The sequence below is a fragment of the Streptomyces lasiicapitis genome, assembly GCF_014646335.1.
GTDB lineage: Bacteria > Actinomycetota > Actinomycetes > Streptomycetales > Streptomycetaceae > Streptomyces > Streptomyces lasiicapitis.
The window spans coordinates 12,726-35,981 of record NZ_BMNG01000007.1; the positions used below are offsets into that span (position 1 = coordinate 12,726).

General features: G+C 71.3%; 19 protein-coding genes and 1 pseudogene. 10 read left to right on the plus strand and 10 right to left on the minus strand.

The window, feature by feature from the left end; translation table 11 throughout:
* Both IEY91_RS16415 and IEY91_RS16420 read left to right on the plus strand, forming a co-directional pair.
* Positions 1-1,143 carry a hypothetical protein gene (locus IEY91_RS16415; RefSeq protein WP_164327883.1) on the plus strand — a complete coding sequence of 381 codons (1,143 nt, stop codon included), beginning with the start codon at positions 1-3 and terminating at the stop codon, positions 1,141-1,143.
* On the plus strand, positions 1,140-2,615 hold the full coding sequence (locus IEY91_RS16420; RefSeq protein WP_189174526.1) for a SagB family peptide dehydrogenase: 1,476 nt from the start codon (positions 1,140-1,142) through the stop codon (positions 2,613-2,615). The genes IEY91_RS16415 and IEY91_RS16420 overlap by 4 nt, the downstream gene beginning before the upstream one ends.
* Here IEY91_RS16420 and IEY91_RS16425 read toward each other — a convergent pair.
* Positions 2,606-3,004 (minus strand): helix-turn-helix domain-containing protein, encoded by a 399-nt coding sequence (locus tag IEY91_RS16425; RefSeq protein WP_229697007.1) that lies wholly within the window; start codon positions 3,002-3,004, stop codon positions 2,606-2,608. The two genes, IEY91_RS16420 and IEY91_RS16425, sit on opposite strands and share 10 nt — an antisense overlap.
* Before the next feature lie 378 nt (positions 3,005-3,382).
* On the minus strand, positions 3,383-7,075 hold the full coding sequence (locus IEY91_RS16430; protein WP_229697008.1) for a WD40 repeat domain-containing protein: 3,693 nt from the start codon (positions 7,073-7,075) through the stop codon (positions 3,383-3,385).
* Positions 7,076-7,376: 301 nt separating this feature from the next.
* Between IEY91_RS16430 and IEY91_RS16435 the strand changes: the two genes are divergently transcribed.
* Entirely contained in the window at positions 7,377-7,745 is a 369-nt protein-coding gene (locus tag IEY91_RS16435) for a hypothetical protein (protein WP_189174528.1), read from the plus strand.
* Positions 7,746-7,828: 83 nt separating this feature from the next.
* Here the strand turns inward: IEY91_RS16435 and IEY91_RS16440 are convergent, their stop codons facing one another.
* A complete protein-coding gene (locus tag IEY91_RS16440) occupies positions 7,829-11,047 on the minus strand; it encodes an AfsR/SARP family transcriptional regulator (protein WP_229697010.1) in 3,219 nt (1,072 codons plus the stop codon).
* Between the two features lie 416 nt (positions 11,048-11,463).
* On the opposite strand from IEY91_RS16440, the gene IEY91_RS16445 reads away from it, so the two are divergent.
* From IEY91_RS16445 to IEY91_RS16460, 4 genes and pseudogenes are all read left to right on the plus strand, one after another.
* Positions 11,464-11,859, plus strand: coding sequence for a hypothetical protein (locus IEY91_RS16445; protein WP_164327878.1), 396 nt, complete (start codon positions 11,464-11,466; stop codon positions 11,857-11,859).
* A 178-nt stretch (positions 11,860-12,037) separates the two neighbouring features.
* Positions 12,038-12,787, plus strand: a pseudogene (locus IEY91_RS16450) (YqjF family protein); the annotation flags it as partial.
* A gap of 290 nt (positions 12,788-13,077) precedes the next feature.
* Positions 13,078-13,707 (plus strand): hypothetical protein, encoded by a 630-nt coding sequence (locus IEY91_RS16455; RefSeq protein WP_189174530.1) that lies wholly within the window; start codon positions 13,078-13,080, stop codon positions 13,705-13,707.
* A gap of 31 nt (positions 13,708-13,738) precedes the next feature.
* Positions 13,739-14,884, plus strand: coding sequence for a serine hydrolase domain-containing protein (locus tag IEY91_RS16460; RefSeq protein ID WP_189174531.1), 1,146 nt, complete (start codon positions 13,739-13,741; stop codon positions 14,882-14,884).
* A 218-nt stretch (positions 14,885-15,102) separates the two neighbouring features.
* Here IEY91_RS16460 and IEY91_RS16465 read toward each other — a convergent pair whose 3' ends face one another.
* Entirely contained in the window at positions 15,103-16,212 is a 1,110-nt protein-coding gene (locus IEY91_RS16465; protein ID WP_189174532.1) for a sensor histidine kinase, read from the minus strand.
* Positions 16,205-16,900: a response regulator transcription factor gene (locus tag IEY91_RS16470; protein ID WP_189174533.1), complete on the minus strand. Its 696-nt coding sequence runs from the start codon at positions 16,898-16,900 to the stop codon at positions 16,205-16,207. Before IEY91_RS16470 ends, IEY91_RS16465 begins: the two co-directional genes overlap by 8 nt.
* An 87-nt stretch (positions 16,901-16,987) precedes the next feature.
* Here IEY91_RS16470 and IEY91_RS16475 point away from each other — a divergent pair, with 87 nt between their 5' ends.
* Positions 16,988-17,644: a M15 family metallopeptidase gene (locus IEY91_RS16475; RefSeq protein ID WP_189174534.1), complete on the plus strand. Its 657-nt coding sequence runs from the start codon at positions 16,988-16,990 to the stop codon at positions 17,642-17,644.
* A 23-nt stretch (positions 17,645-17,667) separates the two neighbouring features.
* Positions 17,668-18,822, plus strand: a complete 1,155-nt coding sequence (locus IEY91_RS16480) for an endonuclease/exonuclease/phosphatase family protein (protein ID WP_189174815.1) — start codon at positions 17,668-17,670, stop codon at positions 18,820-18,822.
* A 51-nt stretch (positions 18,823-18,873) separates the two neighbouring features.
* Here IEY91_RS16480 and IEY91_RS16485 read toward each other — a convergent pair whose 3' ends face one another.
* The 3 genes from IEY91_RS16485 to IEY91_RS16495 all read right to left on the minus strand — a co-directional run bounded on the left by IEY91_RS16485 (position 18,874) and on the right by IEY91_RS16495 (position 21,200).
* A complete protein-coding gene (locus IEY91_RS16485; RefSeq protein ID WP_189174535.1) occupies positions 18,874-20,133 on the minus strand; it encodes an MAB_1171c family putative transporter in 1,260 nt (419 codons plus the stop codon).
* Positions 20,130-20,660 carry a hypothetical protein gene (locus tag IEY91_RS16490; RefSeq protein ID WP_189174536.1) on the minus strand — a complete coding sequence of 177 codons (531 nt, stop codon included), beginning with the start codon at positions 20,658-20,660 and terminating at the stop codon, positions 20,130-20,132. Before IEY91_RS16490 ends, IEY91_RS16485 begins: the two co-directional genes overlap by 4 nt.
* A gap of 66 nt (positions 20,661-20,726) precedes the next feature.
* Positions 20,727-21,200: a helix-turn-helix domain-containing protein gene (locus tag IEY91_RS16495; protein ID WP_189174537.1), complete on the minus strand. Its 474-nt coding sequence runs from the start codon at positions 21,198-21,200 to the stop codon at positions 20,727-20,729.
* Between the two features lie 246 nt (positions 21,201-21,446).
* Between IEY91_RS16495 and IEY91_RS16500 the strand changes: the two genes are divergently transcribed.
* The gene (locus IEY91_RS16500) at positions 21,447-22,328 is read left to right on the plus strand and encodes a LysR family transcriptional regulator (RefSeq protein ID WP_189174538.1); all 882 of its coding nucleotides are present in this window, start codon (positions 21,447-21,449) and stop codon (positions 22,326-22,328) included.
* 126 nt (positions 22,329-22,454) lie between these two features.
* On the opposite strand, the gene IEY91_RS16505 is transcribed toward IEY91_RS16500, so the two are convergent.
* Together IEY91_RS16505 and IEY91_RS42635 are read right to left on the minus strand one after the other, a co-directional pair.
* On the minus strand, positions 22,455-22,667 hold the full coding sequence (locus IEY91_RS16505) for an MbtH family protein (protein WP_189174539.1): 213 nt from the start codon (positions 22,665-22,667) through the stop codon (positions 22,455-22,457).
* A gap of 340 nt (positions 22,668-23,007) precedes the next feature.
* On the minus strand, positions 23,008-23,178 hold the full coding sequence (locus IEY91_RS42635) for a hypothetical protein (RefSeq protein WP_373287974.1): 171 nt from the start codon (positions 23,176-23,178) through the stop codon (positions 23,008-23,010).
* Between the last annotated feature and the right edge of the window lie 78 nt (positions 23,179-23,256).

Genomic DNA, 23,256 nt, shown 5'->3' on the forward strand with positions numbered 1-23,256 from the left:
ATGGACCTCACTCACGCCGGTACGACGGAGCTGCGCGGCCTGGAGCGGACGACCCTGACCCTGCACACCCCCCGCCATCCCGGTTGGCGCCCCGTCTTCCCGCTGGCCCACCTTGCCGAGCACTTGCTGGGGCGAGAACTCGGCCGCCTCCCCGGGCTCAGCGCCCTCACCGGTCACCTGCGCAAGGACGTGATCACCGTACGGTTCCTGCTGTCCCCGGCCGGGCGGACCCATCTCGACGTGGACCGGCTCATCGAACTGGCCGGCACCTCACCGGCCGACTTCGCCCAGGAGCAGCGGGTGCTCGCCGTCGAGGACGCGATCCTGCCCGAGGCCCTGCGCAGCGCGGGGCGGCTCCCGGCGTCGCTCGACCGGTTCCGGGAGGAGTGGCGGCGTACGGAGCCGCGGCCGACGCTGGACCGACAGCCCTTTGTGTCGTCGCGTCTCTCAGAACTCATGGACCCTGCGACTCCGCCGCCCTCTCCACCTGACCGCACGGTGTCCGCCGACACCGGGACCACACTCGGCAGAGGGACGGACGAGCGGCAGGAGTACGCCGAGGCGCTCGCGGCGGTACGCCGCAGGACCGGCGGGCGGGAGCCCGAACTGTTCCTGTGCGGTGGCCCGTTGGACCAGTACTGGAGCGCGATGTCGGTGCTGCTCGCCGGGCTGTCCGCGTACCGCTCCGCGCTGTTCCGTCAGCTGCGGGAGGGGCCACGACCGGTGTACTTCCTGAAGCTGTTCGACTTTCCCTGGCGCAGCCGTCGCTACGTCGCGTGTGTCACGCGGCCCTCCGTGGGCCCCGCCGCGTTCCGCGCGGACATCGGGCCCCGCACCGGCGAGATCGTACGGAGTCTCGGTTCCGCCGAGTTGCGCACCGTGCTGGCCGAGGGCCGTGTCGCCGTCCTCGACGAGTTCGTCGCCGTACTGGATCGTCCGCCGCGGCGGGCCTGGGTGCCACTCCTGGCGCGGCTCAACGGGTTCAGCGCGCGGCCCGCCGATCTCGCCCGGCCGGTGCTCGACTGCACGGTCGACGATCTCGCGCGCTGCCGTGACGCGTTCCTGGCCGCGTACACCCGGCAGCTCCACCGCGACGCCGGGGAGGACACAGGCAAGGTCAAGGAGAAAGGGGAAGCAGCGTGACCAGCGCCGCGTTCGCCCTCGTCGGTTTCGACGCACGGCGCTCGACCGAGCCGACGGGGTCACGGCCCGAGTACTTCGCCGGCGCTCACTGCCCGGTCGAGACGACCGTGGGAGCCCTGCGTGACCGACTCGCGGACCTCGCGGCGGCCGGCCGGGCGGCCTGTGTCGTAGCCGCGCTGGACGCGGACGACACGCTGGAGGCGGTGCGGCTGCGCGGCGCGCTGAACGAGGCCGTGCTCACCTCGGGATCCCTGCTGGTTCCCTGTGTCGTGACCGACCCCTGGACGGCACACGTCGGTCCCTGGATGAAGCCGCCCTCGACGCCCTGCCTCGGCTGCTTCGCACCGGACCTGCTCCCCGCCGCCGACGGCTTCCGGCTGGACGAGGTGCGTCACCCTCCAGCGGGACCGGGGCGCGAGGCGCGCGTACGGGCCACGGCCACGGACGACGGTCCGGCCAAGCCCGACGAACTGGCGGCGCTGGCCCTGCGCGAGGCCTTCGGAACGCTGCGGCGCGGCCTGGCGGGTAGCCCCGACCGGTCGATGTGGGGGCGCGTGCTGAGCCTGCGCGTGCGCGCGAACGGCAAAGCCGTCAGGGAGTCGTGGCGCGTCCCGAGGGATCCGGACTGCCGGTGGTGCGGCACTCCGGTGTGCGCGGGGGCGCCACCCCTGCCTCGGCTGTCCCGGATTCTGCACGAGAACAGCAAGTTGCACGACCACTTCCGGGAGCGGGACGCGATCAACAGCGCGTACGCGACGGAGCCCGCCCCGCATCCCTGTGACAGCTCGACCGTCTCCGTTGGCCGGGCCGCGGAAGCGCCTCGCACGGCGCACCCTCTGCCGGATGTCCGCGCGGCCCGTTCCGTGCCCCTTGAGGAGGCGATCACCCGGCGTCGGTCGCGCCGCCGCTTCGGTCCCCGGGACCTGACCCTGGACGAGGTGTCCGCCCTGCTGCACTACTCCTCGGGCATCACCGGCTGGGCCGGCACCACCGACGGCGGCAGTGTCCCGCTGCGGGCCGCGCCGTCGGGCGGCGCGCTGTACCCCGTGGACGTGTACACGTACGTGCGCCGGGTCTCGGGACTCCCGCGCGGCCTCTACCGCTACGACCCGCTCACGCACGCCCTCGTCGGCACGGGCCGCCCGGCCGATGCCGGTGAGGCGCTGTCGGCGCACTCGGCCCATGGGAGCGTGCTCGACGACGCGGCCGTCGTCGTGGTCCTCGCCGCCTCGTTCCGACGTGTCCAGGCGAAGTATCTGGAGCGCGGGTACCGGATCGCGCTGATGGAGGCCGGGCACATCGCGCAGAATCTCCAACTCGTCGCGGCAGCCCGGACGTTACGCGCCTGCGGGGTGACCGGCTTCGTCGACGACGTCGTCAACGGCGTTCTCGGTGTAGCGCCCAGAGGGGAGTCCCAGGCCCTGTATCTGCTCGCCGTGGGCCGGGCGCCCGCACCCGGGGCTCAGCCCTGAACGACCCTTCGCTTGCGGTATTCACGCGGCGACATGCCGTACGCCGCCCGGAAGGCCCGACTGAAGTGGGCCGCGTCCGAGAAACCCCACGTGGAGGCGATCGCGCCGATGGACCGGGTCCGCAACCGCGGGTCCGCCAGGTCGCGTCGGCAACGCTCCAGGCGGCAGTACCTGATCCAGGCGGCGACGGCCATGTCGTGGGTGTCGAACACCTGGTACAGGTAGCGCACCGAGATGTGGTGGGCCTCGGCTATCGACGTCGGTGACAGCGCCGGGTCGGCCAGGTGGCCTTGGATGAAGGTGTCGATGCGCCGCCGCAGGAGGCAGCGCCGCGAGTGTGCCGCCACCGTCACGGGCATCAACGTGAACTGTCCGCCCCGAGCGGGCACGTGCCCCTCCTCGCCCTCCCGGGGTTGTTCCAGTTTGATCAACAGGCGCGAGAACACAACCGGCGCCCCTCGTGTCCCCCACACCTCTCACGTAAGACCGAAGACGACATCGCCGCCCCTCCCTTCCGCCCTCGCCGCCACCGCGGCGGCGCCCTTCCAGCATTGTGCGCGCCCCCTGACCTTCTGTGGGAAACCGCTGCAATAGACCTGAACCAAACAGTTCCGACAGACCGGAAGGATCTCCACCTCAAGGAGTAAAATGTTCCGTCGACGGGACGGGCCCTCGGCACGCTGGGACGCCCACGCGACTGCCTTCCCACCCACACCACCCACCAGAGGCGCATCAGCGGGCGGGGACGCCGGGACGTCAGGACGGGCTCAGCAGGTGGGCCGGTACGGTACGTCGGCGATGTACGCCCTCCAGTCGCGCCGGGACAGCCCGGCGCCCGTGCGGGCGCAGACGTCGGAGGCCACCTGTCGGGGAGCGACGCGGTGGCGCTGGAGGGGGACGCGCTCGCCCGCCGCGTACAAAGTGGCGCTGTCGGGGCCGAACGCCAGCGAGATCTGACGGTCGCCGGGGGTGGGAAGCGCGGCTCCCAGGGGCTGGTTGGCGGTGGTGTCCCACAGGCGCAGCGTTCCCTCGGAACCGCCCACGGCGAGGGTCTTGCCGTCAGGGGAAAACGCCAGGGTGCCCACCGGCTCGGCGACGTCCTGGCGTTCGCTGGTGAACGTACCGTCGAACTCCCCGACGCGTCGGCGCAGTTCGCCGTCCCAAACGGTGACCCGCCCCGAGGTGTCGCCCGCCGCGAACAGCCTGCCGTCGGGGCTGAACGCGATCGTGGTCACCGTGTCCTGGCCCAGGCCCGCTCGGCTCACGCGGCCGTCGCGCAGGTCGGCCGTCCGGCCGTTCGCATTGACCAGCAGCCTGCCGTCGGGCCGCACGGCCAGGGCGCCTCCGCCCATGCCGCGCAGCACCTTGGTGCGGTTTCCCCGGCGTACGTCGTAGACCTCGGTGTGTCCCTCTTCGTCCTCCCCGCGGGAGAGGAACAGGGATTTTCCGTCCGGGCTCAGCGCCATCGCGAGGTTGCCTGCCTCTTCCCGGCCGGGAGCCCGGAGGGCCTTCGGTGTCCTGTCCCGGCCCGCGGCGACGTCCCAGATGGCGAACCTCTCCCCCGCCGCCGAGTCCACCGGGCCCGTCCGGTGGGCGAACGTCCGTCCGTCGGCGCTGAACGCCATGTCCTCCAGGCAGTCGTCCACGTGCTCCTCGGTGCACCGCAGCCGGGGCAGCTCGCGCGTATGGCGCCCGGTGCGTACGTCGAACAGTCGGAAGCGGATGCCGTCGGCCTCCTGCCGTGATCTGGCGAGCAGGCGGCCGTCCGGGGCGAATGCGGCGTCGGACACGGCGGGTTCGAGCCAGGTCGTGGCGGTGGCACCGCGCAGGGCGACCGAGCGCACGACGCCCCCTCGCATCTGGCGTTGTGACAGATAGCGGATGCGACGGTCGTCGAGGTCGAGGCTGAGCCGGCCGACGGATTGCGTGGTGACCGGGTACCGCAGCACCGGGTTCTCGGCGTCGGACAGCCGCCAGAGACTGATCTCCTCGGCGTCCGACGTCACGAGGAACTTCCCGTCGGCACCGAACTCCAGGCTGGTCACGCCCACTTGATCGACGCCCGGCAGCGGTTTGCCGGTCCGCGCCCCCCACAGCCGCACGGCGTCGGGCGTGACGGCCGCCACCGTGCGGCTGTCGGGCGCGAACCGGACGTCGGCGCACGTGTCGTCTCCCTTGCTCGGCAAGGAGTCGGGGACGGGCAGCCGCCGCCTCTGCGCCATGTCCCACACCTGGAGGCGGCTCCCGGCCGGGCAGAGCGCCACCATGCGCTCGTCCGGACTGACGACGGCCGCTTCGACCTGGCCGACGGGAGCGGTGAACAGGACACGGCGACGCGCGGTGTCCCAGACGCGGGGTCGTACGTCGGCGGTGTCGCCCAGGACGACGGTGCGCGCGGTGGAGCCGAACCCCAGGCCCACCGCGTTCGGCGAGCCCAGCGGATGTCCGGCCCGGCCCGCGGCGATGTCCCAGACGAAGACGCCGTCCTCCGTCTCCACGAGGAGTCCGCGCGCGTCAGGGCTCAGATGTGTGGCCGAACCGACGTGGCGGCCAAGGCCCGGATACTTTCCCGTCGTGCGCTTGGTCCGTACGTCCCACTTCGTGATGTGACCGCGGTCGGCGACGACGAGGGTGCGCCCGTCCCGGCTCAGGAACTGCTGGGATTCCAGGCTCTCGGGCGCCGTGAACACGTCCTCCTCCGGCTGGGTGTGGGCGCCCATGAGCCCCGCGCGGGTCTCCGGGGTGTCGGCCACCCGCCAGGCGGCGACGCTCAGCCGCATGGCCGTGACCGGGTCGGAGAAGCGCATGCCGTTCGCCAGGGCGCTGACCTTGCGGGCGACGGCCTCGGTTCTGCGCTTCTCGCTCGTACGGTTCTGCTGCCAGGCCACCGCACCGGCCACCAGCGCCAGGACCAGCAGGACGGACAGCGTCCCCAGCAGGGACCGGCTGCGGCGGCGGTCCCTGGTGCGGGCGGTGACGGCGGCGGCCAGGAAGGCCCGCTCGTGGCCGGTCAGCGCGACGTCGCCGTCCCTCCCGGCGAACGCCTCCTCCACGGCGGCCAGTCGGTTGCCCCGGTACAGGGCCCCGGTGTCGTGCCCGCTCTCCTCCCACGCGCTCGCCGCGTCCGTCAGGCGGCGGTGCAGCCGCAACCGCTCACGGTCCTCCTCCACCCAGGTGCTCAGCCGGGGCCAGGCCGTGATCAGCGCCTCGTGGGCCAGCTCCGCCGAGGACTCCTCCAGGGTGATCAGCCGGGCGCGTGCCAGGCGTTCCAGGACCGGGGCGGCGCCCGGGTCCACCGCGAGGAGTTCGGCGCGGTCGGCCGGGCGGCGGGTGTCCGGTGCCCCCTCCCCCGGCGTGATCAGACGCAGCAGAAGGTGCCGCGCGAGAGCGGCCTCATCGGATGTGAGCCGCGCGTACAACTCCTCGCCGGTGTGGGCGATGGCACCTCGCAGGCCGCCCGCCGCCTCATACGACGACTCGGTCAGGGCCCGGCCCTTGCGCCGCCGCCATGTCTCCAGGAGCGCGTGCGACAGCAGGGGCAGACCGCCCGGTTCGTCGGTGACCTCGGTGACGAGCCTGGCGGTCAGGGCCCGTTCGACGAGGGCTCCCTGAGTGGCCGCGGGACCGACGATGGCCTGGCGCAGCTCATCCTGGCTCATGGGCCCCACCAGCAGGCTGGTTCCCCGCAGGGCCGCGGCGAGCGCGCGGTGCTCGGCGCAGCGGCCGTAGAAGTCGGCGCGTACGGCGATGACCACGCGCAGCCGGCTGTCCGGCCGGCGGGCGGTGAGCAGCCGGTCGATGAACCCTGCGCGTTCCTCCTGGCTCCGGCACAGAGTGAAGGTCTCCTCGAACTGGTCGATCACGACGACCGTGTCGCGTTCGCCGTCCGCCGGGGACAGTGGTGCCGCGTGCGCGGCGAGGGGGCGCGCGCCGGGGGTGAGGATGCGGATGGCGGCGGGGCGGCGGTGCGGCTCGTCGGCGTGCTGGAGGGCGGGGATCAGCCCCGCGCGCAGCAGGGAGGACTTGCCGCTGCCGGAGGCTCCCACGAGCGCGGCGAACCGGTTCTCCGTCACGACGGTGAGCAGTTCTCCGGTCAGTTGCTCGCGGCCGAAGAACTTCTCCCGGTCACCGGGCTCGAACCGGGCCAGGCCGAGGTAGGGCGCGGGCTCGTCGTCCGCGGCCGAGGGCACGACGGCCGCCTCCGCCCCGGCCGCGCGCCAGCGGTGCTCCCACTCCGTCTCGTCGCCGCCGCAGGCCGCCACGTAGGCCCGGAGGACCGGCAGCGACGGCAGCCGCTCTCCCGCGGCCGCCTGCGCGAGCGTGGTGACCGAGTACTCGCCGCGCGCGGCCATCGTCCGGTAGGTCGGGCCGCCCGCGTCGCGGCGGAGCGCGCGCAGTTCGTACGCGAAGCGCTCCACGGGTCCCGCGTCCGGGTCCAGCGGACTCTCCCGACGCCCCACAGTTCCCTCCTCGGCACGTGACGGACCGCGTCAAGGTACGTGGGGCCGTGGCGCGCGGCAACGTGCCGCAAAAAGCGGCGGTCTTCTTCGGCCACCCCGTGCGACCGGCGGCGTTCTCTTTGTTCGGAGTGATCGCGGGGGGCTGCCGTACAACGCGGCGGCGGCTGCAATCGAGTCATCGGCCAGGGATCGGCCGGCGCCACGGGGGTTCTCGTCCAGGCGCCTCAGCCGTCCCCGGAGGCCGGACACATCACAGCGATCGGACGAGCCCTGCAGGGGCTCGGTCGGGGGGAAATACTCCATGCACATGAAGCAAGCGATCGGCGTGGCAGTCGGGGCGACCGCGGCAGTGGTCGGCCTGGGCACCGCCGCGGCAGCCGAAACGGGCGCCGTGCGCGGTGAAGCGGCCGCGGTGGCGCGGAACACCGCGCCGGACACGACGACGGGGACGACGACCGAGGCGGTCACTCACACGGGGAACGTGCCGCTCACGGGAGAGGGCGGCACAGGCAACTGGCCGCCGCCCAGGACCACGGGCACGGGCAACTGGCCGCCTCCCTGCGCCACGGACACGGGCAACTGGCCTCCGCCGCGCGCCACCGACACGGGCAACTGGCCCCCGCCCCGCTTCGGGGCCGCCGCCGACGCGCCGCCGTCGCGGACCGCGTGACGAACTGAACCGGTGCCGTCCGCCCAAGTGGGCGGGCGGCACCGGCGTGCCACCAGGCGGAATCGCGAACACCCCGAGCGCGCTCAGGAGTTGCCGACGGGCGCGAGCAGAGCGCGTACGTGTGCGGCCTCGGGGCTGCCGATCCGTTCGAGCAGGGACAGCGCCTCCTGCCGGCAGGTGTGCGCGCGTTCCTGCTGACCGAGCTGGTGAAGTGCCCGGGCGAGCAGGGACAGCACACCGGCGAGCCGCTGGTCGCCGCCGATGTCGCGCAGCAGGACGAGGGCCCGTTCGGCGTGCGCGGCGGCGGCACGTGCGCGCGAGGCGGCCAGTTGGGCGGTGGCCATGCGGAAGTGGGTCATGCCGATCCAGTACGGCTGTCTGCTCTCCTGGAACATCTCGAGGCCTTGGTCGAACCGTTGCAGCGCCTCGTCGTAGCGGCCCGCCTCGTGCAGGGCGAGGCCGAGGGCGTAGTAGCCGTTCGCGAGCCGCAGGGTGGCGCCGAGCTCGCGCCACAGTTCCACCGACTGCTCGGAGGCGGCGATCGCGCTCTCGGTCTGCCCGAGACCGAGCTGGGCCCGGCCCAGATTCATGAGCATGGCTGTCTCGCCGTAACGGTTGCCGTCGGCCCTGAAGGCGCTCAGGGCCTGGGTGAAGCAGCCGGCTGCGGCTTGGTGGCGGCCGTGCAGGATGGCGAGCAGGCCAAGGAGGTTGGGCGCGTAGCCGAGCGTGAGCGCGTCGTCGGCTGTGGCGCCGAGGGCATGGGCGCGCTCGGCCTCCTCGCGTGCCCGCTCCGCGCGGCCCGCCAAGTGGTGCACTTGGCCGAGAACCACCCTCGCGCGGCCCTCGGTGCGCGGATCGCCGCCACGCCGGGCCTCCTCGGCCACGGCCGACGACGCCGACGCATACGTCTGCCGGTAGGCTCCCGACTCCATCAAGTCCTGTGTCACCAGCAGGACGTCGGCCGCCATGGGCGCCAGCGCCGGTTCCGCCGCGCACTGGCGTACGCAGGCAAGCAGTGCGGGCCCTTCGGAGTACACCCAGTCCAGGGCCTGTTGGCGGTCGTCGAACAGCAGGGCCTGGCGTTCGGTGGGTGCCAGGTGTTCCACGAGCCGGTCCCCCGGGTTCTCCAGCTCGTACGCGTGGCAGGCCGTGGCCAGGTAGAAGCCGAGCAGGCGGGACAGCGCGGCCGTCCGGTCCCCGCCCGGGTCCTCGTGTACGGCGCGGTCGCGGGCGAACAGCCGCAGGAGGTCGTGGTAGTGGTAGCGGCCCGCGGCCGCGGATTCCAGCAGGCTGGTGTCGACCAGGGACTCCAGGAGCAGTTCGCTGGTGTCCTCGTTCTCGTCCAGTACGGCGGCGGCCGCGGCAAGGGAGATGTCGAGGCCGTCCGGCAGCGCGAGGCGCCGGAAGGCGCGGGCCTGCGTGGCTTCCAACTGGCCGTAGCCCAGCTCGAAGGAGGCGTCCACGGCGAGGTCACCGAGGCGCAGCTGGTCGAGTCTGCGGCGTTCGTCGGCGAGCCGTCCGGCCAGGGTGGAGACCGCCCAGGCCGGGCGGGCGACCAGGCGCGCGGCGGCGATACGGATCGCAAGGGGCAGGTGTCCGCAGGCGGCGACGGTGTCCCGGCAGGCGGTCGGCTCGGCCTCGGCACGCGGGGCACCGACGATGCGCGCGAACAGGACGAGGGCCTCCTGCTCAGTCATGACCTCGAGGTCGAGCACCTGGGCGCCAGGGACAGCGACAAGGCGGGCACGGCTTGTGATCAGCACGGCGCAGCCCGGGGCACCGGGCAGCAGCGGGCGTACCTGGGCTTCGCTGTGTGCGTTGTCGAGCAGGACGAGAACGCGGCGTCCGGCCAGGGTGGACCGGTAGAGCGCCGACCGTTCCTCGTGGTCTTCGGGGAGGGCGGAGTCGGGGACTCCTAGGGCGCGCAGGAAGGCGCCCAGTACGTCCTGGGGCCTGGCCGGACGGGCGCTCTGGCCGAGGAGGTCGGCGTAGAGCTGTCCGCCGGGGAAGTGGCCGCGGACGTCGTGGGCCACCCTTACCGCCAGCGTGGTCTTGCCGACGCCGCCGAGTCCGCGCACCGAGGCGATGGCCATCACCCGGTCCGGGTCGCGCAGCAGATCTTGCCGCAGGTGTGCCGCGGCGGCGGCCCGGCCGGTGAAGTCGGCCAGCTCGGCCGGGAGTTGGGCCAGGTGTGCCGGCTGGGGCGGCGGCTCGTCCTCGCCGCCCGTGCCGGTGGGTGCGGCGAGGCCGGGGTCCGCGTGCAGGACGCGCTGGTGCAGTGCCGTCAGTTCCGGGCCGGGGCTGACGCCGAGTTCCTCGTCGAGCATGCGGCGGGTGTCGGCGTACACGCCCAGTGCCTCGCCCTGGCGTCCGCCGCGGTAGAGCGCCAGCATCAGCAGGGCGCGCAGGCCCTCGCGCAGCGGGTGTTCGGCGGTGAGTGAGGTCAGTTCGGAGACGGCGTCGAGGTGTCCGCCGAGCTCCAGGTCGAGGGCGAGGCGGTGTTCGAGCAGGGCCAGGCGCCATTCGGCGAGGCGGGAGCGCTGGGCGTCGGCGAAGGGGCCGGGGACACCGGCCAGGGGTTCCCCGTTCCACAGCGCCAGCGCGTCGCGCAGGGCGCTCCGTGCGCGGTGTGGGTCGTGTGCGGTGCGGGCCTCGGCCGCCTGCGCCTCGTACGTCTCGCACAGGGCCAGGTCAAGTGCCCCCTCCGGCAGGGCGATCGCGTATCCCCCGGCCTCGGAGACGAGTGTGCGGCGGCCGAGGGCCTTGCGTAATCGGGAGGCGTAGGTGCGCAGGGCGGGGAGTGCCTGGGCGGGAGGCGCCTGGCCCCATACGGCGTCGATGAGTTCGCTCGCCGTCGCCGTGCGTCCGTCCCGCAGCAACAGCGCGGTCAGCAGGGCGCGTTCCTGGGGGCGGCCCTCGGGCAGTGCCTCCGTACCGCACCACGCGCGGACGGGGCCGAGCACCTGGAAACGCAGCGGGGGCGCGGGCCGCCGGGCGTCGTGGGCCGGGGTGGTGTCCTGCGGGGGAGTCCGGCCGGGGTCGGGCGGTGTGTGGCGGTGGGCGGGAAGTGTGAAACCGAGCTGTTCCAGCGGCAGGCCGAACATCTCCTCGAGCACCCGCTGGCTGGAGGGGCGCGGGCACGGCGGATCGGGCTGCCGCCAGCGGTGCAGCTGCCGGGCGGTGATCTGCCCCGGCTCGCCGAGCCGCCGCGCCGTGGCGTCGTACACCGCCATGAACACCGCCGGCTGCTGCCACTGACGCCGGGCGCACAGCCGGGCGAAGTCCGACTGCCGTATCGCCATGTCCGCCTCCGGGCTCTTTCCGGCCGACGGCTCAACCTAGCGGCCGCCGGGATGCGATCACAGGTGTCTTACCGGACGAAAAGTCCGGCCGAAAGTCCGGCGGTGCGGCTTCGGCAGGGCTACTGGACGGGGCCGACCTCGCTGTTTCGTACGGGAGAGCCGCCTCGCGTACGCGCTCATCGGACGGACATCGCACGGAGGCGGCCTGGTGAGCGCGCCGGTGTTGACTCCTTCTCGTCCGGCACATCGGCGCAAAGCTGAAGGAGAGGAGCGATAGGCGTCCTCTGCACGCTCGTGCCGTCGCTGGGACGCGAGAACGGTTCGGGGCAGCGGCACCACCCGGTGAGCCGTCATTCACGGGTCACAGTGCCGCTCCACTCGGGAAGCGTCGAACGATCACAGGAAGAAGGAGAAGCATGCGCACTCGCAGGAAGATCGCCACAGCCCTCGCCACAGGGACCCTGACTGCAGGACTGCTCACCGGGGGCGCCATCACGACCTCGGCTTCAGCGGACGTCGCCCCGATGTCCTGCTTCGGCGGCGCAAAGAATTTCAGCACCACGAACAAGGTGTGGCCGGCCTATCCGAACTGGGCCAAGACCACCGCCAGCTGCGCCGACATCAACGTGAAGGCCAGGGTCGGCGCGAATGTGCAGGCCTGCTTCGACAGGGGCCCGGGCCAGCCGCACAAGTGCTACCCCCGGCGCTGGCTCTCGCAGGGCGTGTGGGACACGGCTGTGACCGACGTAGCCAACGGCAAGAAGTTCTACCTGAAGTTCGACCGCAACACGAGCGGCAAGATCGCGTACTGACGCACCGGCTGTTGCGCGGTCCGCACGACCGCGCAACAGCTCACGTACTGCCTCGTACCGACATCAGCCCTGCCACCGCCACAAGCCGGCAGGGCTCGTATGCACGTTCTCGCGCCGACGAGGCTGCCAGTCACGACCCGCCCGCCCTCGCCATCGGGCCCCTTGCCACAATCGCCCCATGCTGGCGCCCTCACCGATCACTCCCGACGCCCCCGCCCCGATCGGCGATCCGCTCCTCACCCAGCGGTGGCTGGACCTCGCCTTCATCCACTGGCCGGTGGAACCGGAGGCCGTGGCGGGGCTACTGCCGCGCGGCACCGTTCCCGACACGCATGACGGAGTCACCTCCGTGGGGCTCGTGGCCTTCCGGATGCACAAGGTCGGCTGGTTCCGACTGCCCGGAATACCCTATTTCGGGTCGTTCCCCGAGACCAACGTGCGTTTGTACTCGGTCGACGCGCACGGGCGCCGCGGAGTCGTCTTCCGGTCGATGGACGCCTCTCGTCTGCTCCCGGTCGTGCTGGGGCGCATGGCCTTCCGGCTGCCGTACGTCTGGTCCCGGATGAACGTGCGTACGGTGGGTGACACCGTCGCGTACACCAGCCGCCGGCGCTGGCCCGGACCGCGCGGCGCCCACAGCCGCATCGCACTGAGGCCCGGTGAACGCATCGACGAGCCCACCGAGTTGGAGCACTTCCTCACTGCCCGCTGGGGCATGCACAACAGCTTCCCCACCGGGTCGGCCTACCTGCCCAACGACCACCCACGCTGGCCACTGCACCGCGCCGATCTCATGGCGTACGACGAGAACCTGCTCGCCGCGGCGGGACTGACGCCGCCGACCGGTCCTCCCGTCAGCGTCCTCTACTCCCCCGGAGTCCCGGTCCGCCTGGGCCGCCCGCTCCCCCCCGCTTCCGGCACACACGCACCTGCAACCGTCCCTTCGACAGAGCCGTCCCAGCAGCCCCGAGTTCAATTGAGGACCGCGGCGGTCCCGCCCCCACACACACCGGTTGGTGAACTTCCAGACGCGCGCGGGCCGTTGCTCAGTGCGCAACGGCGACCACCTCATCCGGGTGATCGGTACGACAAAGCCCTGAACAGGAGCTAGTGTCACCGCCACACGGACCACCTGCCCGAAGGGCGTGTGGGCATCGCCGTGGCGCCGTCCGCCGACCGCTGCCACGGCCGGAGAAGTCAGAGAAGGGGCCGACACCCATGACCGAGAGCACCAGCGCAGCCACGGCACTGGCATCGCAGTACGCCAGCCAGGTCAACAGCGACCTGGAACGCAACACTAAAGAGCAGGAACGTATCCGCGCGGAGGTCGACACCCTGCAGGAGCAACTGGCCGCCCTGCACCACGACCACACCGTGCTGATGAACATCCGCCAGGCCCTGGGGGCCACGACCCCGCCCGCCGAAGTACCGGAGAAGGCCGCCGTGGTGCCCGCTCCCCGGGGCAAGGCCTCAGCCGCCGCCGGCAAGAGCAAGCAGCCGACCGCCAAGAAGGCCGGCGCACCGCAGCCCCGTGCGGCGGGCACGAAGCAGGCCCGCAAGGCCACGGCCGCAAAGACCGCCGAACCCACGTTGGTCGAGCTCATCTCCCGCCACCTCACCGCGCAGAACGAACCGCGCTCCGCGGCGGAAATCAGCACCGACCTCGGCCAGGCGCACCCCGACCGCGGCATCAAGACCACCGTCGTACGCACCACACTCGAGGGCCTGGTGGCCAAGAACCGGGCCCAGCGCACCAAGCAGGGCTCGTCGGTCTTCTACACCGCCCCCGACGCTCCCGCCCAGGCAGCCGCGCCCGAGGAACAGCCCGAGCCCGACGACGCCAAGTAACCCTTGCCCGCACGCGCCGTCCGCGGGCTGGATGCGCGCTGCCGTGCGGCCAGGAAGCGACCAGTTCAGCGCAGTGCGGGAGACCCTCACGGACTCTCTGCACAGCGGATCGGACGTCGGCGCCTCTGTCGCGATCTACCTCGACGGCGAACCTGTCGTCGATCTCTGGGGTGGGTACGCCGACCGGGAACGTACCCACCCATGGCAGCGCGACACCCTCACCAACGTGTGGTCCACCACGAAGACGATGACCGCACTGTGCGCTCTCGTTCTCGCCGACCGCAACGAACTCGACCTGTGCGCACCGGTCACGAAATACTGGCCCGAGTTCGGCGTCGCGGGAAAGAACCGCATCGAGATCCGGCACCTGCTCAGTCACACTGCCGGGCTCCCCGACTGGGACCAGCCGATGACACTCGACGACCTGTGCGACTGGGAGAAATCCACTGCCTTGCTGGCACGCCAGTCGCCCCGTTGGGAACCTGGCACAGCATCCGGCTACCACCGCTTCACCCATGGATTTCTGCTCGGCGAGGTTGTTCGCCGTATCTGTCAGCAGTCAATCGGCACGTTCTTCGCCGAGCAGCTCGCTGCCCCGTTGGACGCCGATTTCCACATCGGTCTCGCATCTGAAGACGATCACCGTGTCTCCGAGGTCATCCCCGCGCCTGGGCCCTCGCCTGCGGCCAACCCACGGACAGCCATCCCCGTCGGCGCATACGTGACGGCCCAGGACACCTGGAGCACTCAGTGGCGCCGCGCCGGGATCCCGGCCGCGGCGGGCTACGGAAACGCACGCTCTGTGGCCGCTGTCCAGTCGGTACTCACCTCCGGCGGCCATACCCACCCATCGCCCATGCTCTCCGAAGCCACTCGCCGCGCAGTGTTCGATGAGCAGTCCCACGGCATCGATCTTGTGCTCGGTATCCCCTTACGCTTTGGCATCGGCTACGCCCTCAGCTCAGACGACGCGCCGGTCAGCACAGCCAACTTCCGCACCTGCTACTGGGGCGGAAGGGGAGGATCACTGGTCGTCAACGACCTCGACGCGCGCATGACCATCGCCTACGTGATGAACCAGATGACCCACCTCGGCCTCACCGACCCCCGCGGCCAGAAGCTCCTACAAGCCGCCTACAAGTCACTGAACCCTTCTCGGCCTGTGGTCTGGGAGTGAGTGCCTGTGCGAGAACCTGCGAAATGTGGGCCGGCCTGGACCATCCCGGTTGAGACCACCGACCCCGCACGCTGAGGAAGCACCCGCGGGATGCCCCTGCACAGCGCGGCGAACGACGCGTCGCCGCCCAGGCGTTGCAAGTTGCCCCTGGTGATCGGCAAGGTCACAGGCTCGCGCCCGGTAGCTGCGGCTCACCGTCACCCGTCGCGGGCGGGGGGCTACAAGGGCCCGCTACCGGCATCCGACGGCGAGGATGTCGCGGGTAGTTCCACGGTGATGCGGATGCCGCCGGCAGGGCGCGGGGTGAGGGTGAGTGTTCCGTCATGTGCCTGGGTGATGGTTTTGACGATGGCCAGGCCGAGGCCGACGCCCGCGTGGTCGGTGTGGAGGCGCTCGGTGCCGCGCTGGAAGGGTTCGGTGAGGGTCGAGACCAGGTGTGGGGTGAGCTGCTCGCCGGTGTTTTCGACGGTGAGTACCACGGTGTCGGGGCGGACGCTGGTGTTCACCCGCACGGTGCCCCGTTCGGGCAGGTTGTGGACGATCGCGTTGTGTACGAGGTTCGTGGTCAGTTGCAGCAGGAGTGCGGGCGAACCGGTCGTGGGGGCGATGTCGCCGCTGGTCTCGAGGGTGACGCCGTGCTTTTCCGCGAGCGGGTGGAGCGTTTCGGCCGCTTCCTCCGCGACGAGGGACAGGTCGACGTGTTCTCGGGTGAAGGCCCGCTGGTTGGCGCGGCTGAGCAGGAGCAGTGCCTCGGTGAGGTCGATGGCCCGGGTGTTGATGGTGTGGAGGCGGTCGACGAGTTCGCCGGTGTCGTGGTTCGGATCGGCGCGGGCGACGTCGATGAGTGTCTTCGAGATCGCCAGCGGGGTACGCAACTCGTGGGAGGCATTGGCGGCGAATCTCTGCTGTTCCGCGATGTGCGCTTCGAGCTGCGTGAGCATCATGTCGAAGGCGTCGGCGAGTTCGCGGAACTCGTCCTTGCGTCCCGGCAGCCGGATCCGGTGGGACAGTGATCCGGCCGCGGCCGCCCGGGTGGCGTGTGTGATGCGGTCCATGGGCGCGAGCATGCGGCCGGCGAGGAGCCATCCTCCCAGGAGGCCGAAGACCAGGAGGAACGCCATGACCGCAGCTGCCGTCGGCGCGAAACCGCGCACGAGCTCGGTGCCCGGGCTCTGTCTCCACGCCCCCTCTTCATTGGTCCGCAACCATCCCTGGCGCAGCAGGAAAAGCCCCGCGGCGCCGAGCAGCAGGACCCCCGCGAGCATGAGGAATCCGGCATAGCTGAGGGTGAGCTTGAGGCGGACGCTCAGGCCGGACCTCCTATCCACGGTCACCACTCCCGCGCCCGGTGCCGGGCGTCGCATCGATGCGGTAGCCGACGCCCGGCACGGTGGCGATGAGCCAGGGTTCGCCGAGCCGTTTGCGCAGGGCCGAGACGGTGATCCGTACGGCGTTGGTGAACGGGTCGGCGTTCTCGTCCCACGCCCGCTCAAGGAGTTCCTCGGCGCTGACGACACCGCCTTCGGCGGCGACGAGGACTTCGAGTACGGCGAACTGCTTCCTGGTCAGCGCGACGTAGCGGTCGTCGCGATAGACCTCGCGACGGAACGGATCCAGCCGCAGCCCCACGATCTCACGCACGGGCGGCCTGTTGTGCGCGCGCCTGCGGTCGAGCGCTCTGAGTCTGAGTACGAGCTCTTGCAGCTCGAACGGTTTCGTGAGGTAGTCGTCGGCGCCGAGTTCGAACCCGGAGGCCTTGTCGTCGAGCCGGTCGGCCGCGGTGAGCATGAGGATCGGCATGCCGCTGCCGGAGGCGACGACGCGTCGGGCGATCTCGTCGCCGGAGGGGCCGGGGATGTCACGGTCGAGGACTGCGATGTCGTAGGTGTTGACGCTCAGCAGCTCCAGCGCGGTGTCGCCGTCACCGGCGATGTCGGCCGCGATCGCTGCCAGGCGCAGGCCGTCGCGGATGGCTTCTGCCAGATAGGGCTCGTCCTCGACGATCAGTACGCGCATGTCATTGAGGCTACGAGTCGGAACCTATCGTCGGCGTATCGAAAACCGCATACGTGCCGGCAACACGGCGCTGCCTTGACTGGCCGTATGACTCGAACCCCGTCGTCATCAGCACGGACAACGACCCACCGGGCGCGCTGGCTCCTTTTCGTCGGCCTGACAGCCGTCATCGCAGTGATCATCGTGGCCCTCACCCACCAGTCGCAGAAGGCCTCGTCCTCCGCATCCGGACCACCCTCCTCGGCCGGACCGCCCTCGCACTCAGGTCAGGGTGACCGCCGTGGTGCGCTCGGCGAGGACGACAGTGTCGTCCCCGACGGTGTGACGGTCTTCAACGACGCGATTCCGGGCGTGACGAAACTCGATCCAGGTTTACTCAAGGCCCTCCGCCAGGCTGCGACGGCTGCCGCGGACGACGGGGTCGAGTTCTACGTCAACAGCGGCCGGCGCTCCCCGGAGTACCAGGATCGGCTTCTTCGCGAGGCGGTCTCCAAGTACGGGTCCGAGGACGAGGCCGCCCGATGGGTGGCCACCGCCTCGACGTCTCCCCATGTCTCGGGCGACGCGGTCGACATCGGGCGCACCGATGCGACGGAGTGGCTGTCCGAGCACGGCGCCGAGTACGGGCTGTGCCAGATCTACCGGAACGAACCCTGGCACTACGAACTGCGCACCGAGGCGATCGACCGTGATTGCCCGCGCATGTATGCCGACCCCACCGAGGACCCGAGGATGCAGCAGTGACCGGCAGCGAGCCGGCACAGACGATGACGCAGGTGGGCACGGCGGAGCAGGTGGAGACAGCGGAGCGGGCCGACACCACGGAGCAGGTGGACACAACAGAGCTGGCGGACACGGCACAGCAGACCGCACAGGACGGCGCAGGCCGACCGGATTCCGCCGCCGGGAACTGGCGCACGGGCTTCCGCCGAGCCATCCACATCGCCTCCCGGCCAAAGCCGTGGAAGCGCGGCCCGGTCCTCGCCGCGCTCGCGCTGCTTCTGGGCCTGTTCATGCTGCTGCACGCGAAGATCCCGAACGGGACCGGGGGCCTCGGCAGCCTGGTGGAGACCTTCCTGCCGTGGTTCGGCCTGGCAGTCCCGGTGCTGCTGGCCGGGGCGCTGTGGCGCCGCTCCGCCGTCGCGGTGACCGCGTTGCTGCTGCCGGCCGTGGTGTGGCTGAACCTCTTCGGCGGGCTGCTCCTCGACAAGTCCCACCCGGACAGCGACCTCACGGTGGTCAGCCACAACGTCGGCGCCGAGAACCCCGACCCGGCCGGCACCGCGCGCGACCTGGCCGCCTCCGGTGCGGACGTGCTGGCGCTGGAGGAGATGACCCCGCAGGCCCGGGGCACGTACGAGAAGGAGCTGGCGAAGGCCTACCCGCACCACACCGTGCAGGGCACGGTCGGGCTGTGGAGCAAGCGACCGCTGTCGGACACCCGGCCGGTCGACACCGAGCAGGACGTCGGGCCGCTGGGCGACGCCAAGCCGGCCGAGATCAAGTCGGCCGACAACCGGGCCCTGCGCGCCACGGTGGCCACGGACCACGGACCCCTCGCCGTGTACGTGGCTCACCTCGGCTCCGTACGGGTGAACCCCAGGACGGGCTATGAGACGGACACGCGCGACAGGAACGCGCAGGCGCTCAGCAAGGCCGTCGCCGCCGAGCGCAACGAGCGGGTGGTACTGCTCGGCGACCTGAACGGCACCACGGACGACCGCGCGCTCGGCGGCCTCACCTCACAGCTGCGCTCGGCCCAGGACGCGGCCGGGGACGGCTTCGGCTTCAGCTGGCCGGCGAAGTTCCCGATGGTGCGGATCGACCAGATCCTGGTCCGCGGTGTGGAGCCGAGGAGCTCGTGGGTGCTGCCGGCCACCGGCAGCGACCACCGGCCGGTGGCGGCCGGAGTCAACTGGTGAACGTCGCGCCGCCCCCCACGCCGACAGGGGCCCGGTCCGCATGGGTTCACGTCACGCAACGTCAGCGATGCCCGAGCGGCGCCCCGGCCCCTCCCCCACCGTCTCCGCCCGGCTCCCGGCCAAAGCCTCGGCGACGTACGGGCTGCGCTCCATCACCTCCGCCACCCGCACCAGCCAGTCGATCTCGTCGGCCAGGCCCGAACCCTGAGGCCCCGCCGCGGTGCGCGGCCCGCAGTGGGCGGCGGGCGCCGTGTTCCGCCGACGGGAGCGGACCATCGAGGCGAGCTGTGTCGCCTCCTCCACCGCCAGGACCTCGCGAGGAGCAAGGCCGGCCGCGCGGCCCAGCTCTCTGGCGACGCGGACGGCGTGCGGATCGGCATACGGGCGCAGCGCGAGTTGGCAGTCTCGGATCTCGATGACCAGGCGGTAGACCTTGAACTCCAGGTAGGAGGGGCGCAGTCGGTGCCAGAAGCCGTCCGCGTAGGCGGGTAGTTCGATGGTGGGTGCGAACTCGTGCAGCGCGTTGCGCAGCGGGCGCAGCCGTTGGTACTGGCGGCGGGCGCGCAGTCGGCGGCCGGGGGCTGCCAGGGCCGGGCCCCAGCCCGGCAGGGTCCAGCCGACGTAGGTGATCAGCGTGCCGACGTCTCCGAGCACCCGGGTGATGGGCTCCATCGGGTTCAGGTCCACCGACAGGGCTTCCAGGGGGACGCTCAAGGCGCGGCTCAGGCTGATGGCGAGGGTCAGCCAGGCGCCGATGGCGACGAGGCCGAGGCCGCGGCGCAGCCACAGGCGGTGGGAGACCTTGGCGTAGGCGTGGCTCTGGCGCGCGATCGCGGCTTCGCCGCCGATGAAGTACAGGAGGTAGATGGAGAGGAAGACGGCGAAGGGCGGGTCGGTCGCGTAGTGCAGCGCGAAGTCCTTCGGGCGCTGCTCGGACGGCCCGGTCATCACGTAGAGGGTGTAGAGGGCGGCCAGGACGAAGAGGGCGGCGAGGACGCGGGGCCGTGCCTTGCGGCGGGCGACGGCGGGCGGGTGTGCCCAGAAGGTCAGGACGAACTGCTGGCAGGCCAGGACGAGCACGATGCACGTCATCGACACCAGGGCCGCGCCGTTGGGGAAGCCGAGGAGCCGGTCGACGGGGGCGTAGAGGCGGGGGTGGGCGATGGTGTAGGCGATGGCCGAGAACAGCAGCGCGCCGCACAGGGCGGCCAGCGCGTAGTCGCGGGGCGCCTTGCGCAGGGCGGTGAGCTTGTAGGCGAACGCCAGCCAGGCGGTGACGGCGCACACCGAGTGGAGGGTGTACGCGTTCACCGCGGCTCGTCGGGGGTGTGCCGCAGCGAGCGGTCGAGGCGCTCGATGACGTCGGCGGACCCGGAGGGCACGGTCCAGGTGGGTTCCAGTGTCCTGCGGTGTACTTCCTGGAGGATGAGGGAGGCGATCACCTCGGCCTCCTGTTCCTCCGCGCTGCCGCAGTGCGAACGCTGGAGCACGCGCTGCACCATCTGGGGGTCGAGGGTGGGCAGGAGGAGGCCGGACGCCTCCTCGCCCAGCACGCCGCCGGAGCGGTGGTCGCACAGCACATGGCCCAACTCGTGGGCGATGATGTGCTCCTGGTGCAGTCGGCTGGTCTCCTGCTCGTAGAAGACGTAGTCGGTGCCGCCGACCTCGATCCACAGGCCGTACGGTCCCTGGGGTGGCAGGGAGACCGGCTCGAGGCGGATGGGCCGGCCCGTGTGGTGTGCCACGCGGTCGCACAGGTCCTGCATCGTCAGCGGCGCGGTGATGCCCAGGCCGCGGACGAGAGCGCGACACCGGCGGTTCAGCGCTCGTGAACTCAACTGCCCTTCCCCCCGATTCGGTTGAGGACCGCCGACGGTCCGCGGTCACCAGTCCTCACGCAGCCGCTATGTGTCCCGTGGCGCCCGGGACTCCGCCGCCGCGGCCTGCCCGTCGTCCGGGTCGCGCGGCAGGCCTTCCAACTCCCTTACCCGCTCGATCACTTCGTTGATCGAGCTGAGTGTCTGCGGCGAGAGACCCACCGTACGCAGCGCGACCTGCTGCACCTGGGCGTCCCGCAGGGCCGCGAGCAGCGTGAGGTCGGCGTCGACCTTCCGGGACACCTCGTCGTCGAAGAAGTACGCGGGCGGCACTCCGAAGAACTTTGCCATGCCCTCGATATGACGCAGCGTCGGATTGTCACGCTGCCCTCTGCGCAGCAGCCAGATGTAGCTGCCCGAGATCGGGATGCCCTCGGCCGTGATGGCGCGGGCGACCTCTTCGGAGCTGTAGGGGCCGCGGCCCGCCGGCGCCACCGATTCGAAGAGGTGGTTCAGCTTGGCCGCCAGCGTGCCTGCCGCGTCGCCGCCTGCACCGGTCACGAACACGCCTCCATCCTCTTGGACCCGCACACCTTCGTACGCCTGTCGAGCCTGAACTCTCATACTCCTGTAGAGCCCGAACTTTGCCGCATCCTACGTCAGTTGACACTCCTGAGAGCCCCTGCTTAAGGTCCGGACACCGATGACCGTCGACTCATGTGCGATGGAGTGGGCACGTCATCGTTCATCAGTTGATGTCCCACGGCGCCCACGGGAAGCGCGCCCGGGCGGAAGCGGGGGGGACGGGTGACCCACGACCTGCAGATCGGTACGTTGCGGACGCTGGCGGCCATTGTCGACCAGGGAGGCTTCGGCCGGGCGGCCAAGGCGCTGCATCTGACCCAGCCGGCCGTGAGCCAGCAGATGCGCCGCCTGGACGCCTTCTTGAAAGAGCCCGTCTTCGCCGCCACGGGCCGGAACCTGCGGCTCAGCCCCGCCGGACAGGAATTGCTCGCCTACGCGCGCAAGATGCTGTCGCTCAACGACGAGGCGGTCGCGCGGTTCACTCCTCCCCGCGGCGGCATGCGCGTCAACGTCGGCATATCCGACCAGTTCAGCGAGGCCCTGTCGGCCATACTCGGCGGCCTCAAGCGCGCGGCCCCCGAGTCCCGTGTCACCCTGCGGACCGGGCCCAGCGAGGTACTCACCGAGCAGATCGCCGCCGGCAGCCTGGACCTGGCCCTGCTCATCGATCCGAGCGACGACCCGGCCTACCGCGTCGAGGAGATCGGCCCCATCGAGCTGGCCTGGTTCGGCCGCCCGGCGGCGCGGCACGGAGCCCCGCTGCCCCTGGCGCTGTTCACCGAGCCGAGCACGCTGCGCGGCCTGACCCTGACCGCCGTGGACGGTGCCGGAGTGCCGTGGACGAGCGCGTACGAGGGCGCCGAACTCATCGGCCTGCGCGCCGCCATCCACGCCGGGCTCGGCATCGCCTGTCTCGTGGCCAACGCCGACGAGATGTGGGGGCTGCCCAGCGCCGTCCATCCCGGCCTCCCCCGGCCGCCCGGCCCGGTGCCGACCGGCCTGGCCGTCTCCCCCCGGGTCCCCCAGGCGTACGCCGACTCCGCCCTTGAGTCCATCCGCGCGGCCCTCGACGGCTATCCGTTCACGGTGTCCCAGCACGCGTGACCCGGGACTGAAGCTCCTGTACCGTCGCGAGGTCCGAGGAGTCGTCCCGTCGGCGGGACAGCTCAACTGGAGTGTCCCGCCGGGGACTTGGCCGTTCGGGGAACCGCCTGGACCGAACGGAACCGCCTACTCGCCCATTGCCTCAACAAGGCTCTTGGGCCGCATGTCGGTCCAGTTCCGCTCGATGTAGTCCATGCAGTTCTGACGCGCCTCCGGGCCGAGGACGCTGCGCCAGCCGGCAGGTACGTCCACGAACGACGGCCACAGCGAATACTGTTCCTCGTCGTTGATGAGGACGAGGAAGACGCCGGACTCGTCGTCGAACGGGTTCGTGCTCACAGTGGGCTCCTATGCTTCGAGGAATCGGTCGATGACGGCGCAGATCTCGGCCGCGGGTTCCGGCGAGGTCAGGCCTATGTGGGTGACGTGGATGTCGTACGCGCGCACGTCGCCGTCGACGTACGGAGCCCAGAACGCGGCCTCGGCCTCAGGGCTGTCGGTCGCGTTGAAGAACAGGGCAGTGCCTCGATAGACCGGCTGCGTGAAGTGCCCGATCAGGCGGACGTGTTCCGTCGCGAGGGTGGCGCCGCTCTCCACGAGGGCCGTGCGGCCGGAGTCGTTCTCATCGCCGGGCAGATAGCCCGCGAGCGCATCACGCGCCTCGGCACGGCTGACCACCTCACCGCGTTCGGTGAACCAGCCGGCCGGGGCGGCGTGGAGGAGCGTGATCGCCGGCTCCTCGTGGCCCCGGCTCTGCAGTTCGGCGGCGACGGCGTGGGCGATCCGTCGAAGCCACGGGCCTGGATGCCGTACACCCCTTGGGGGTGCCGGTGGAGCCGGAGGTGTACATGACGTAGGCGGCGTTCGCGGGCAGGGGTGCGGGGGTACGGCCTGCGCGCGGGGCGCCGTGGCGCCGGTGTCTCCCGTA

Coding starts and splice junctions, on each gene's coding strand:
- IEY91_RS16415 (WP_164327883.1), top strand. CDS start 1: ATGGACCTCACTCACGCCGGTACGACGGAGCTGCGCGGCCTGGAGCGG.
- IEY91_RS16435 (WP_189174528.1), top strand. CDS start 7,377: ATGCACATGAAGCAAGCGATCGGCGTGGCAGTCGGGGCGACCGCGGCA.
- IEY91_RS16440 (WP_229697010.1), bottom strand. CDS start 11,047: ATGGCGATACGGCAGTCGGACTTCGCCCGGCTGTGCGCCCGGCGTCAG.
- IEY91_RS16445 (WP_164327878.1), top strand. CDS start 11,464: ATGCGCACTCGCAGGAAGATCGCCACAGCCCTCGCCACAGGGACCCTG.
- IEY91_RS16455 (WP_189174530.1), top strand. CDS start 13,078: ATGACCGAGAGCACCAGCGCAGCCACGGCACTGGCATCGCAGTACGCC.
- IEY91_RS16460 (WP_189174531.1), top strand. CDS start 13,739: ATGCGCGCTGCCGTGCGGCCAGGAAGCGACCAGTTCAGCGCAGTGCGG.
- IEY91_RS16470 (WP_189174533.1), bottom strand. CDS start 16,900: ATGCGCGTACTGATCGTCGAGGACGAGCCCTATCTGGCAGAAGCCATC.
- IEY91_RS16475 (WP_189174534.1), top strand. CDS start 16,988: ATGACTCGAACCCCGTCGTCATCAGCACGGACAACGACCCACCGGGCG.
- IEY91_RS16480 (WP_189174815.1), top strand. CDS start 17,668: ATGACGCAGGTGGGCACGGCGGAGCAGGTGGAGACAGCGGAGCGGGCC.
- IEY91_RS42635 (WP_373287974.1), bottom strand. CDS start 23,178: ATGTACACCTCCGGCTCCACCGGCACCCCCAAGGGGTGTACGGCATCC.